General features: G+C 64.7%; 9 protein-coding genes and 3 tRNA genes. 3 read left to right on the top strand and 9 right to left on the bottom strand.

Features of this window, described 5'->3' with window-relative positions; translation table 11 throughout:
• Window positions 1-157: 157 nt before the first annotated feature.
• The 7 genes from ACI38Z_RS05785 to ACI38Z_RS05755 all read right to left on the bottom strand — a co-directional run bounded on the left by ACI38Z_RS05785 (window position 158) and on the right by ACI38Z_RS05755 (window position 6,175).
• Window positions 158-1,321, bottom strand: coding sequence for a pyridoxal phosphate-dependent aminotransferase (locus ACI38Z_RS05785; RefSeq protein WP_439789242.1), 1,164 nt, complete (start codon window positions 1,319-1,321; stop codon window positions 158-160).
• Between the two features lie 234 nt (window positions 1,322-1,555).
• On the bottom strand, window positions 1,556-3,178 hold the full coding sequence (gene sdaAA / locus ACI38Z_RS05780; RefSeq protein ID WP_439789241.1) for an L-serine ammonia-lyase, iron-sulfur-dependent, subunit alpha: 1,623 nt from the start codon (window positions 3,176-3,178) through the stop codon (window positions 1,556-1,558).
• A gap of 211 nt (window positions 3,179-3,389) precedes the next feature.
• Window positions 3,390-4,202: a MarR family winged helix-turn-helix transcriptional regulator gene (locus ACI38Z_RS05775; protein WP_439789240.1), complete on the bottom strand. Its 813-nt coding sequence runs from the start codon at window positions 4,200-4,202 to the stop codon at window positions 3,390-3,392.
• An 81-nt stretch (window positions 4,203-4,283) separates the two neighbouring features.
• Window positions 4,284-5,645 (bottom strand): lysylphosphatidylglycerol synthase transmembrane domain-containing protein, encoded by a 1,362-nt coding sequence (locus ACI38Z_RS05770; RefSeq protein WP_439789239.1) that lies wholly within the window; start codon window positions 5,643-5,645, stop codon window positions 4,284-4,286.
• A 267-nt stretch (window positions 5,646-5,912) separates the two neighbouring features.
• Window positions 5,913-5,989: transfer RNA gene (locus ACI38Z_RS05765), tRNA-Glu, on the bottom strand.
• Window positions 5,990-6,021: 32 nt separating this feature from the next.
• A tRNA-Glu gene (locus ACI38Z_RS05760) sits at window positions 6,022-6,098 on the bottom strand.
• 3 nt (window positions 6,099-6,101) lie between these two features.
• Window positions 6,102-6,175, bottom strand: a tRNA-Gln gene (locus ACI38Z_RS05755).
• A 269-nt stretch (window positions 6,176-6,444) separates the two neighbouring features.
• On the opposite strand from ACI38Z_RS05755, the gene ACI38Z_RS05750 reads away from it, so the two are divergent.
• Both ACI38Z_RS05750 and ACI38Z_RS05745 read left to right on the top strand, forming a co-directional pair.
• Window positions 6,445-7,743 (top strand): lysylphosphatidylglycerol synthase transmembrane domain-containing protein, encoded by a 1,299-nt coding sequence (locus tag ACI38Z_RS05750; protein ID WP_439789238.1) that lies wholly within the window; start codon window positions 6,445-6,447, stop codon window positions 7,741-7,743.
• 19 nt (window positions 7,744-7,762) lie between these two features.
• Window positions 7,763-8,890 carry a lysylphosphatidylglycerol synthase transmembrane domain-containing protein gene (locus tag ACI38Z_RS05745; protein ID WP_439789237.1) on the top strand — a complete coding sequence of 376 codons (1,128 nt, stop codon included), beginning with the start codon at window positions 7,763-7,765 and terminating at the stop codon, window positions 8,888-8,890.
• A 72-nt stretch (window positions 8,891-8,962) separates the two neighbouring features.
• Here ACI38Z_RS05745 and sdaAA (ACI38Z_RS05740) read toward each other — a convergent pair whose 3' ends face one another.
• The gene (sdaAA, locus tag ACI38Z_RS05740; RefSeq protein WP_439789236.1) at window positions 8,963-10,531 is read right to left on the bottom strand and encodes an L-serine ammonia-lyase, iron-sulfur-dependent, subunit alpha; all 1,569 of its coding nucleotides are present in this window, start codon (window positions 10,529-10,531) and stop codon (window positions 8,963-8,965) included.
• Between the two features lie 182 nt (window positions 10,532-10,713).
• On the opposite strand from sdaAA (ACI38Z_RS05740), the gene ACI38Z_RS05735 reads away from it, so the two are divergent.
• Window positions 10,714-11,811 (top strand): M24 family metallopeptidase, encoded by a 1,098-nt coding sequence (locus ACI38Z_RS05735; RefSeq protein WP_439789235.1) that lies wholly within the window; start codon window positions 10,714-10,716, stop codon window positions 11,809-11,811.
• Between the two features lie 172 nt (window positions 11,812-11,983).
• Here the strand turns inward: ACI38Z_RS05735 and ACI38Z_RS05730 are convergent.
• A partial coding sequence (locus ACI38Z_RS05730) for a hypothetical protein (RefSeq protein ID WP_439789234.1) occupies window positions 11,984-12,182 on the bottom strand: 199 nt, incomplete at its 5' end.

Below are 12,182 nucleotides of genomic sequence, written 5' to 3'. Positions count from 1 at the left end.
CACCTCAAGCTAGCGCGTCTGCCAATTCCGCCACTCCGACATGGCTTGGTGCGAGGGGTATGTTAGCACGACTCTGCCGTACGCACGGCGGGAAATCGGATTTGTGTCCGTTTCCCCCAAAGCTCGCGCGCCCGCCCCGCCGCCATGCCCGCCGCGGCTAGAAGCCGGCCTCGTGGATCTTCTGGACCGCGAGGCGCAGGCGCTCCGGCGGCATGACCAGGGCCATGCGCACGAAGCCCTCGCCCGCGGGGCCAAAGCTCGCGCCAGGCGTGACGATGACGCCGGACTTCTCCATGAGCTCGAGCACGAAGTCGACGGAGTCCATGCGGCCGCCCGGGATGCGCGCCCACACGAACATGGAGCCGTGCGCGTTGGGGCGCTCCCAGCCTATGGACTCGAGCGCGTCGCACAGGGCGTCGCGGCGCTCCTGGTAGGCCATGCGCTGGCGCTCCACGCCGTCGAGCGGGCCCGTGAGCGCCGCGATGGCCACGTCCTGCTCCGGGAAGAACATGCCGTAGTCCAGCTGGCCGTGGAGCTTCTTGGCGGCCGCCACGATGTCGGGCCTGCCCACCAGGAAGCTGAGCCTCACGCCCGTGACGTCAAAGGACTTGGAGAGCGAGAGGAACTCCACGCCCACGTCCTGCGCGCCCTCGTACGCGAGGAAGGAGCCGCCCGGCTCGTCGGAGTCGAACACGATGTCCGAGTAGGCGTTGTCGTGGATGATCACGATGTCGTGCGCCTTGGCGAACTCGATGATCTGGCGGTAGACCTCGGGCGTGCCCACGGAGCCAACGGGGTTCGCGGGAAGCGATACCACCATGTAGCGCGCCGCGTCGGCAACGTCGTCGGGGATGCCCGCCACGTAGGGCAGGAAGTCGTGCTCCGCCTCGAGCGGGTAGAACGCGAGCTTGGCGCCCGCGAGCAGGCTCGCCGTGCGGAAGAGCGGGTAGCAGGGGTCGGGCACCAGCACGGTGTCGCCCGGGTCCACGAGCGCCTGGCACACGAAGCCCATGCCCTCCTGCGTGCCATGGCAGCTCATCACCATGTCGGGCGTGACGTTGCCCACGCCGTAGCGGCGGCGGTAGTAGTCGCACACGGCCTGGTCGAGCTCGTCGCGGTCGTGCAGCGAGTACTTCCAGTTCTCCGGGTCGCTCGCGCTCTTGACCATGGCGTCGATCAGGCGCTGGTCGGGCGCGAAGTCCGGCGTGCCCACGGAGAGGTCGTACACCTCGCGTCCCTTAGCCTCGAGCTCGCGCCTGCGCACGTTGAGCGCCGCGAACACCTCGTTTCCAAACAGGTCTAGGCGCTTCGAGAACCTCATGGTGCCTCCCACCTTCCGCCCCCGGCGGGGCATGCCTTGCGTACGTGAACGTCGCCGCACGGCACCGCGCCCGGCGTCACGGGCTGACAGGCACCTGAATTGCGACATTTTTTCATTCTATACGCTCGAAGGTCACGCATCGGTTACAAGCGTGTGACACAGCCACACGCCACATCGCAGGGCGAGAAGGACGCGCGCACGTCGCCGGGCCACGCCCGGGGGCCCGGGCCGTGCCTACGCGCGACCGCAGCCCCTGCAGCTCGGGCACGCGGCGAGCCCGCCGAGGGCCGTCTCGCGAAGCTCCACGGGGAGCGCGGCCCCCACGCGACGCATCGCCTCGACCACCTCGTCAAACGGGGCGCTCGGACGCACGCCCGCGAGCGCCATCCGCGTGCAGGCGAGCGCGTTCTCCGCGGCGGTCGCGTTCCTCTTCTGGCAGGGGTCCTCCACGAGGCCGCCCACGGGGTCGCACACCAGGCCCAGCAGGTTGCCGATGGCGAGCGCCGCGGCGTCCAGGCACTCGCGCGCACCGCCGCCCAGAAGGCGCGTCGCGGCAGCGGCGGCCATCCCACTCGCCGTGCCCACCTCGGCCTGGCAGCCGCCCTCGGCGCCCGCCACGGTGGCGTTGCGGCTCACCACAAAGCCCACGGCCGCCGCGCAGGCCAGGGCGTCCCTCAGCTCGACCTGCCTGAAGCCGCAGGCCTCGTCCAGCGCCAGCATGACGCCGGGCACCACGCCCGCGGACCCTGCCGTGGGCGCCGCCACGATGCGGCCCATGGACGCGTTCGTCTCGATCACGGCCATGGCGAGCGTCGCCGCACGCGCGTCGAGCCCGCCGGCGTACGCCCCGCCGCGCTCTGCCAGCCGCGACAGCGCCCGGGACTCGCCCCCGATGAGCCCGCCCATGGTGGTCGCGCCCTTCTCCATCGGCCCGTACGCCGAGGCCCGCATGACGTCCAGCACGCGGTCGAGGTACTTCTCCACCGCGGCGCGCGGGCGCCCGTGCATGGCCTCGCAGACCTCCTCGCGACGCATGAACGCCTGGCCGAGCCCCATGTTGTTGGACTCCGCGTACGAGAGGAGCGCGGCGCCATCCTCGAAGTCCACGGCGGGAAGCAGGCGCTCCGCCTCGTCGGGGCCCAGGGCCGGCACGCCGAGCTTCTCCACGCCGGGGACGCCGCTCTCGTCGCGCGCGGGGACAAAGCGCATGCGGCTGATGTCCGGGCTCGCGAGTATCTGCCTGCGGACGTCCTCTGGCACGGGGCCGTCCACCTCCAGCACGTTGAACGCCTCGCCGCCGCGGCGCGAGCGGTACATCCACACGGAGCCTATGTTGACGCCGCTCTCGCCCAGCGTGCTCGCGATGTGGCCCAGCACGCCCGGGACGTCCTGCTCGTACAGGATGAGGGCGTTGTACTCCCCCGTTATCTGCACGGAAAGCCCGTCGATCATGGTCAGGCGCGCCGCGCCGCCGCCCAGCGACTCGCCGCGCGCCGTGAGCACGCCGCCGTCCGCGTCGCGCACCCACACGTCTACGGTGTTGGGATGCGGCACCTTGGTCGCCTGGTCCGGGATGATGCTGAACGTGAGCGAGCGCTGCCGCGCCAGGTCGAGCGAGTCGCGCACGCGCGGGTCGTCCGTGTGGAGCCCCAGCATGCCCGCCACGAGCGCGCGGTCCGTGCCGTGCCCGCGGTACGTGCGCGCGAAGGAGCCGTACAGCGTGAAGCGGACCTCGGCGGGCTCCACGTCGAGCAGCTGGCGCACCATCTGCGCGATCCTGAGCGCGCCCGCCGTGTGCGAAGACGACGGCCCCACCATGACGGGACCCAGCACGTCCCTCAACCCGAAGTTCCTCATGATGCCTCCGATCCCCGGCCCTTTTGGCCAGCATAGGTGGCGAATGTTTCAGGTTCGTGAGGCCTCTGATGCGCCTTTTTGACGCACTGGTACCGCTTTTTACAGACGAGAAGGGCGCGGGCCACGTCACCGCAGCCCGCGCCCAAACGCGTGTCAACTTTGCCCGCAACCCAGGGTCCCATCCGGACGGCGGCCCCGGGACATCGAGGAGCTAGTCCTCGCGGCGACGGTCGCCACCGCGGTAGCCACCGCGGTCGTTGCGGTCGTCCCTGCCGCCGCGGTAGCCGCCGCGACCGCCGCGGTCGCCGCCGCGGAAGCCGTTGCCGTCACGATTGCCGCGGAAGCCGTCCCTGCTGCCGCCACGGTAGCCGCCGCGGTCGTCCCTGCTGCCGCCACGGAAGCCCCCGCGGTTGCCGCCGCGGTATCCGCCACGGTCGCCGCGGTCCTCTCGCCCGCCGCGGTAGCCGCCACGGTCGCCGCCTCGGAACCCGCCGCGACCGCCGCGGTCGCCACCGCGGAAGCCGTTGCCCTCTCGGCCACCGCGGTCGCCCTGCCTGGAGTCGTGCTTCTTGGCGGCCTTGCGCTCCTCCTCGCGCTCCTTCCAGTCGGCGCCGATCTCGCCCTCGAGGGAGCCCTCCATGCGCTCGAGGAACGCCATGAGCGCGTCGGCCTCGTCGTCGGAGAACCCGTCCAGCGCCACGTCGCAGAGCTCGGCCTGCGAGGGCTTGTCCTCGCGTCCCTCGTCCGTGAGCGTCACGGTCTTGGGGCCGGACTCGGGGGCGTCAACCTCCACGAGACCACCCTCGGTCATCGCGTCGAGCGTCGCGCCCAGCACGGCACCGTCGATGCCCAGGATCGTGGACATCTCCTGCGTGGTGACGCCGTCCTTCATGCGGAGGAGCGCCAGGACGCGACCCACGTTGGGGTCGGTCGCGGCCTCCTGCTCGCGCCTGTTGTGGCGTGCGATGCCCACCATGTGGTTGACGACGCCCATCTTGTCGAGAATCTCGGACCTGGTTGCCATGTACTTCTCCTATGCGTTGGTCTTTGGCACTTTGCTGCCAGTTTTCTGCTGTCTGTTACACCTGCCGCAGCCTGCGGCCGCCTACTGCCTCTTCTCCGCGGGGCCCTCCTTGGGCTTGGTCTGCTTCTTTATGGGCACGCGGATGCCGCCGCGCACCACCGTGGGACCGCTCGGATGCCTTGCGCCCCCGACGCCGCCGGAGGATGCCGTAATCGTGCCGGACACCTTGCTCTTGAGCGCCTTGCCGCTGAGCGTCGCGACGGTGGGCGTGCGCCTGCCCGCAGACCTGCCGGCCAGGCGCGCCTTCAGCCCCTGGACGCGGGTGTAGATGCTGGGTCCGCCGTTGGAGCGCAGGCCCAGGAGCGCCGCCGCCAGGAACGTGGGGCCAAAGAATGTGACGATACGCCAGACGAGGAATCCCGCACTCGTGGACGCGCCGAACATGTGGCCGTAGAACATGACGAAGCCGCCCTCGGCACCGCCCGTGCCGCCCGGGAGCGGCACCGCCGAGGCCACCATCTGCACCATGGAGCCCGCCGCGAGGCACTCGAGGAAGTCCGCCTCGATCCCGAAGGCCCTCAGCACGAACCAGGGGATCATGTAGAGGCAGCCAAGCTGGGCCATGGTGACGAGCAGCGTGAGCGCCATGGACCCGAGGTCGCTCGCGGCGTTCTTGAACGCGGTCGCGAACTCCATCACCTGCACGTTGACGAGGTCGTCAAAGTGCTTGGGGTCCTTGAGCCAGCCGTGCTTCGTGGCGAGGCGGATGGCCCAGTTGCCCACCCGCATCACGAACTTCGGGCAGAGGCAGATGACGAAGATGCCCGCGAGCTCGAGCGCGTGGACCGAGAAGACCACGATGTTCAGGAAGAACAGGTCGCCGTACGTGGTGAAGAAGTACTCCGCCTTCGCGACGAGCATGATGGCCGCGAAGAGCACCACGCCGAACTGGTACGCGATGAAGCGCGTGAACTGCGTCGCGCTCGCCTCGCCCACGTCGAGCCCAGAGCGCGTCATACGGTAGATCTGCGACGGGATGGACCCGGCCATCATGGGCGTGAGGTTGCCAAAGAACACGCCCGACGCCTCGACGCTCATGAGGTCGCGCACGCCCAGGGGCGAGTCGTGGTCGAGGTACACCGCGATCACGTACGCGAGGACGCCAAACACGTAGTACATCACGAAGCAGAGGCAGGCCCTCAGGACCCATGCTCCGTCCACCTGCCCCAGAGCGGTCAGGAACTGCCCCATCTGCCCCGATATCACGAGGTAGATGACGTACACGACCACGACCGCCACAAGGAAGAGGGCGCCCTTCCTGGCCTTGGTCTCGTTCTCCTCGTTGCCGTCGCCGGCACCACCCGCGCCCGACGACGTCCGTGGCGCGGACACCTTCAGGTGAACCTTTGGCTTGACCTGTCCGGCGTTCTTCGATTCCGCCATGGTCCTCCACGGTCGATCGGCTTTGCGGCGGCAGACTTTGCCACCCTGTCTAACACTCTGATGATACCCCTAAAGGAATCCTCAAAATCCCGCCCGGGAATCCCCCACCCAGACACTACAGACGGCGGACGGGGCCGGATGGCAGGCAGGCGGCCCCCGCGAGCGAGAAGGACGGCCGCGCTTCTCGCCACCGCAGTCGGGACGTGCGGGCACGCCACCCCACACACAAAAAAACGGACCGGGACAACGTCCCGGTCCGATGACGTTTGGTAGCCCGTAGCAGATTCGAACTGCTGATCTCCGCCTTGAGAGGGCGGCGTCCTAAACCGCTAGACGAACGGGCCATGCAAGCGAGCCAATCGGCTCGCGGAGTACTTGGTAGCCCGTAGCAGATTCGAACTGCTGATCTCCGCCTTGAGAGGGCGGCGTCCTAAACCGCTAGACGAACGGGCCAAATGGCTGGGATAGAGAGAATCGAACTCCCATTGACGGAACCAGAATCCGCTGTCCTACCGTTAGACGATATCCCAAAGGGTCGTGCGTGCGCTTCATCGGCGCGAGAAAGAACTATACCGCAGAGGGTGGGGGTGCGCAACGACAATCTGCAAATTGGGCAAATTCGTTGCCAGCGTAGCGTTTCCACCATAATCTCGCCACAAGTCCGCTTTGGCTTTCTGGATTGGGCTTTGTCGATGGTGAATGGCTGCTGACAGGATGCATCCCTGCCGGAGTGGCCGGCGCCGGGTATGATAGTAAGGCGGAATTCGATTAGCTGCACGGTTGCATAGAAGGGATGCGGATGGCCAAGGCTGACGACACAAAGACAGGCTCGGCCACGAAGGCTTCTGCCGGCTCAGCGCCCAAGGCGTCTGTGCACAAGCATGCGGGACATCCTTCCTCGAAGCCGAAGCTCAAGGTCTCGACGGGCCATATCCAGGCTGAGGGAAATGAGGACCAGAAGGCAAGCGCCCGCAAGGGTGCGCTCTTCCTGGCGGGTGTCGTCGCGCTCTATGTCGTCTACCTCATCTTCTCGGGGCAGATGGTCCAGTTCCTCGATGCACTCTCGACAGTCGATACGCATTGGGTCTGGCTTGCCTGTCTCTGCTATGTCTTCTATTTCATATTCGGCGTCCTTGCCTATGTGATCGCTGTCTTCATCGACCATGACTCTCCTGTCGGTGTCCGCGACCTCATGAGCGTCGAGGCATCGGGCGTCTTCTTCGGCAACCTCACGCCGATGATGGCAGGATCGGTCCCGTCGCAGATCGTGCGCCTCACGAAGACCGGCCTCGATCCGGGCGAAGCATCTGCCACCCAGTTCACCCGCTTCATCATGTTCCAGTTCGGTGTCGTGCTCTTTGCCGCCATCATGCTTGCCGCCAAGCTCGAGTTCTTCTTCGAGACCTACGGCGACATCATCATCCTGAACATTGTCGTCTTCGGCGTGCACATGCTCGAGCTCATAGCGCTCTTCGTGATCTGCCTCTGCCCCCGCTTCGTTATGCGTGTCGGCATGGCAGTGATCCGCTTCTGCAAGCGCGTGAACATCCTCAAGAAGCAGGAAGATGTCGACCACTGGACCGATGTCGTGAACGTCCAGGTCAAGCAGTTCTCCGATGCGTTCAAGACTGCAGCGAAGGACTGGCCGTCGATGCTTCTGACGCTTGCCGTGACGATGGCACAGCTTGCGAGCCTCTACATGATTCCGTGGTTCGTGCTCAATGCCTTTGGTGTTCAGGCAGACTTCCTCGACTGCCTGGCTGCTGGCTCCATGGTACAGATGGTCTCCTCGGCTGTGCCGCTGCCAGGCGGCACGGGCGGTGCCGAGGGCGGCTTCTTCATGTTCTACGGAGGCCTCTTCGGGACATCGGCCACGGCAGGATATCTGATCTGGCGCCTCATCACGTTCATCGCGCCGACGATCCTTGCAGCCCCGCTCCTGAGCCTCAAGACCACGAACAGGACGAGGAGCATCTACCAGAGGTGGCAGGACCTCACACACGGTTCGAGCAGGAGTGCCGGCGTCTCGATGTCGGGCGCTACGATCAAGCGGCGTGTTGCCCAGGAGAAGCGCAGCACCCAGAAAAAGAAGCATTAGCCAGAAAGGCTTTCACGATATGGCATTCGGAAAGAGCAGGAAGACTGCAGCAGCATCGCAGCCTGGCAAGGACTCTGCCGAGAACAAGGGCCGTGCCTTCAAAGGCATGCTGTTCTTGGCAGGCGTCGTCCTCTTCTATGTCCTCGATCTCATCGTCACAGGACAGATGGATACGTTCCTCACGTCGCTCCATGAGCTCGAGACGGGCTGGATCGTCGCTGCTGCCATCTGCTATGTCCTCTACTACATCGCAGGCGTCAGTGCCTATGCAGTTGCTGTCTGGCTCGACCGCGACTCTCCTGTCGGCATCCGCGATCTCATGAGCGTCGAGGCCTCAGGCACGTTCTTCGGAAACCTCACGCCTGCCATGGTCGGTTCCGTGCCGGCACAGATACTGCGCCTCACGAACGCCGGCCTCGATGCCGGCGAGGCGACGGCGACACAGCTGACCCGTGGCATCACGCAGCAGATCGCATCGGTCAGCTACTGTGCCGTCATCCTCTTTGTCGGCTTCGTGGCATTCCAGGCCTCCTACGGCAATCTGATCTTCCTTGCCCTCATCGCCTGGGTCATCGGCCTTCTCAAGATCCTAGGCCAGCTTGCCATCTGCTATTTTCCGAACCAGGTCATGCGCTTCGGCAATGCCGCTGTCAAGTGGATCTCGAAGCGTGGCTGGCTCAAGGACTATGGCCGTGCCTACCATTTCGTGAACAACGAGGTGAGCGAGCTTTCCGATGCCTTCAGGCGTGCCACGAACAGCCGTCAGGGCATCCTCGTCACGCTCGTGATCAACTACATCCAGCTGACGCTCCTCTATCTGATTCCGTGGTTCGTCGCCAATGCCTTCGGCTGCGACCTCAACCCGGTCGCTTCGATCGAGCTCTGCGCCCTTGTCCAGATGGTCGGCGCTGCCGTGCCGCTGCCAGGCGGCACAGGAGGCGTCGACGTGGCCTGGAACATCTTCCTGGGCCCGACGTTCGGCGCCCTGACAACAGCCGGCTTCATCATGTGGCGTGCCGTCTCCTACATCGGCCCCATCTTCTTCGCGATACCGCTTCTGAATCTGCACTCGGGCAGGAGGGAGCAGTCGCTCTACCAGCGGTGGAACACGATCGCGCACGGTGCCGGCAAGAAGCGCAGGCACTGATAAGCCTGGATATGAAAAGGAAGGCGTCTGCTCTCGGGCAGGCGCCTTCCCTGTATCTCGGAAGAGTGCTTTCTAGCTGCAGGCTCCGCAGGCGGCACATCCTGCATGCGCCGAAGGCTCTGCCGCAAGGCCGCCCAGGGCGGTCTCCCTGAGCTCTTCGGGGAGGGCATGCCCGACCTTTGCCATTGCGTCCACCACCTCGTCGAAGGGAAGGGGAGGACGGATGCCGGCGTGTGCTAGCTGCGCGGCGCTGAATGCGCAGGCCACGCCTATCGCGTTCCTCAGCTGGCAGGGATACTCGACCAAACCCTGCACCGGGTCGCAGACAAGGCCGAGGAGGTTTCCGATTGCGATAGAGGCTGCGGTGAGCGCCTCTTCCGGCGTGCCGCCGAGAAGCTCTGTGAGCGCTCCTGCTGCCATGGCGCTGGCGGTGCCGACCTCAGCCTGGCAGCCGCCTTCGGCACCTGCGACGCCGGCATTGGCGGCGATGAGGGCACCGAGAGCGGCAGAGGTCCAGAGTGCCGAGGATATCTCCTCATCGCTTTTCCCGAGCTCTTCTGCCGCAGCAAGGACGGCTCCCGGTACGACGCCCGAAGCACCGGCAGTAGGGGCGGCGACGATGACGCCCATGGCGCTCGAACGCTCGAGCACTGCCATCGCATAGGCCGTTGCTTTCGTGAGGGCGCCTCCCAGAAGAGCTGGGGTGGAGGCTGCCGCCTTGGCTGCCTGGCCGAAGAGGAAGCCGCCGAGCGAGCGCTGTGGATGCTCAATCGTGTCGTGCGTCTCTTCCTTCATGGTCTGAAGGACCTTCTCCATCTCTGCATCTGCTGCCTTCTGGCTTCCCAGAAGCTCCGCCTCGCGTGAGCGCATGATATCGGCTATGGAAGCGCTGCGGGCAGAGCAGAGGTCGAGGAGCTCTTTCCCTGTCGCGAAGTCCAGGGCAAGTGCCGTATCGGGGGAGACCGCGGATGCCCCGGGGATGCTCACCGAGGAGGCAAAGATGATGTCAGGGCGCTCCTGGCAGGTATCCACAAGCTCTTCAGGCACGGGCTCGTCGGTCTCGAAGACCGTGTAGGCACGGCCTCCCCTCGACTGGCGGAACGTGCGCATCGTCGCGATATTGACGGATGCCGAGGAAAGGGCACCGGTCAAGGCTGCCAGGACGCCTGGTCTGTCATAGTGCGAGACGAAGAGCGTTGGATAGTCGCCTGTGATCTCCACATGCACGCCGTTGATCGAGGAGATGCGGATGCGTCCGCCGCCAATGGACTCGCCTGTGACCTCGAAGGTGGAGCCGCTTGCGCAGAGCATCGAGATCGAGACCGTGTTGGGGTGGGGCATGACATTGTCGGGGCCCTCTGCAATCGAGACCATAAGGTTGTGCTCGCGGGCAAGCTCGAGCGAGTCCCTGACACGGACATCGTCGGGAAGCATCCCCAGAAGGCCCGCGACGAGCGCCTGGTCGGTGCCGTGGCCCTTGTGCGTGCGGGCAAACGAGTTATAGCAGACGATATCGGCTCGAACGACCGGAGAAGGCGCCAGCGAGCGTGCGACGAGGGCAATCCTCAAGGCTCCTGCCGTATGGGAGGATGAGGGGCCGACCATGATGGGGCCAAGTATCTCGAAGGCAGAGGTATGCACTGATCCATTCCTCTCGAAACATTCTTGTAACAGACATGCTCCATCGTGGCGCAATGCATCGGCCTTGGCAAGATGCGGAACGCAGGAATCATGGATATTGGCAGCCACTGGGATAAGTTTCCTGTCTGAAACAGCCAAGCATCACAATGGATGCGGCATATCAAAAGAGAAAGGATGCAGGCATGGACAAGAGCATCTATCTGAAGCGCAAGGAAGAGATCCTGCGCAGGATGCAAGAAGACAGCCTCGATGCGCTCGTGATTCCTGCGGGTGCCGACATCTCCTACCTCACGGGATTCACGGGCGAGGCTGGGGTTGCGGTCGTCGTGCTGTCTCCCGAGGGCTCGAGCTTCGTCACGGATTCCCGCTATACGACGCAGGTCGCAGAGGAGACAGGGGGCTACGAGTGCGTGCTCTGGCAGAAGGGGACGCACAGCTACTGCGAGAATGCGGGCATGGTGCTTGCAAAGCTCGCACCGAAGACCGTCGGCATCTACGGCGCAGACCTCACCTACAAGGACTTCCTCGGCATGCAGGAGCGCTATCCTCAAGGCGAGTACAAGGAGGCGCCAGCCTATCTCACCGAGATGCGTGCGAAGAAGACGCCTGAAGAGCTCGCCACGATCCGCGAGGCCTGCCGCATCTCCATGCTCTCGTTCTATGCCCTGCTCGACCATATCCGTCCGGGCGTGACGGAGAAGGATGTCGCAGACCAGCTCGAGTACGAATTCCGTTCCCACGGCGGCTCGGGCATGTGCTTCGACACGATTGTCGCTTCCGGCCCTGTGAATGGCGCCTGCCCGCATGCAAGCGTCTCCGACCGCGTGATCCAGAAGGACGACTTCGTCACAATCGACTTCGGCACGCGCTATCACGGCTACTGCTCCGACATCACGCGTACGGTCTGTGTCGGCAAGGGCGCTGACGCCGAGCTCTACCATATCTTCGATGTGGTGACAGAGGCCAAGAAGGCAGGCCAGGAGGCTCTTCATGCCGGTCTCACGAAGAAGGAGCTCCATGAGGCAATCGAGGCGCCAATCAAGGCAGCGGGCTATGTGACTCCCCATGGCTTCGGCCACTCGTTCGGCCTCGATATCCACGAGCTGCCATTCATCAATGGAAACGACGAAACGCCGTATGAGGCGGGGACGATTACGACTATCGAGCCAGGCATCTATGTGCCGGGGCTTGGCGGCGTGCGCCAAGAGGATGACTATCTCATCTGCGACGGCGGCTACGAGCGTCTGACCTTCATCACGGACCATCTGATCGAGCTTTAGCGAGCATCTGAGTCTTTCAGTACAGTCCGTCATTTCATTTCCGAGGCCGGCCGTGAGATTCCGGGATACCGGGGTCTCTAGCCGGCCTCGATAAGTCATCTGTATGTCTCGATTTGCCAGAGGCATACGCCGCTCTATGCTCGTTACCTATTGCATCATCCTTCTTGCAGAATCAGGCTTCGGCTTCTAACCCATCGCCTATATATGGCTCGGGTCCATACGTCCATTCCGCATAGCCGTTCCTGATGAGCATCAGATGCTTCATGCCGCTCGCCGATGGAAGATGCTGATGGAGGCGCTCTCGTGATTTTTTTACTCGGCGGATTGTCAAGCTGAGTGCAACATCTCCCGATAGACCTCGTTGGCCGTCT

The sequence above is a fragment of the Parafannyhessea sp. genome (assembly GCF_051876455.1).
GTDB lineage: Bacteria > Actinomycetota > Coriobacteriia > Coriobacteriales > Atopobiaceae > Parafannyhessea.
This window is presented reverse-complemented; position numbering and strand designations above follow the sequence as displayed.

Bases quoted from the DNA above. Each gene is read 5' to 3' on its own strand.
- ACI38Z_RS05750 (WP_439789238.1), top strand. From the start codon at position 6,445: ATGGCCAAGGCTGACGACACAAAGACAGGCTCGGCCACGAAGGCTTCT.
- ACI38Z_RS05775 (WP_439789240.1), bottom strand. From the start codon at position 4,202: ATGGCAACCAGGTCCGAGATTCTCGACAAGATGGGCGTCGTCAACCAC.
- ACI38Z_RS05785 (WP_439789242.1), bottom strand. From the start codon at position 1,321: ATGAGGTTCTCGAAGCGCCTAGACCTGTTTGGAAACGAGGTGTTCGCG.
- ACI38Z_RS05770 (WP_439789239.1), bottom strand. From the start codon at position 5,645: ATGGCGGAATCGAAGAACGCCGGACAGGTCAAGCCAAAGGTTCACCTG.
- ACI38Z_RS05735 (WP_439789235.1), top strand. From the start codon at position 10,714: ATGGACAAGAGCATCTATCTGAAGCGCAAGGAAGAGATCCTGCGCAGG.
- sdaAA (WP_439789241.1), bottom strand. From the start codon at position 3,178: ATGAGGAACTTCGGGTTGAGGGACGTGCTGGGTCCCGTCATGGTGGGG.
- ACI38Z_RS05745 (WP_439789237.1), top strand. From the start codon at position 7,763: ATGGCATTCGGAAAGAGCAGGAAGACTGCAGCAGCATCGCAGCCTGGC.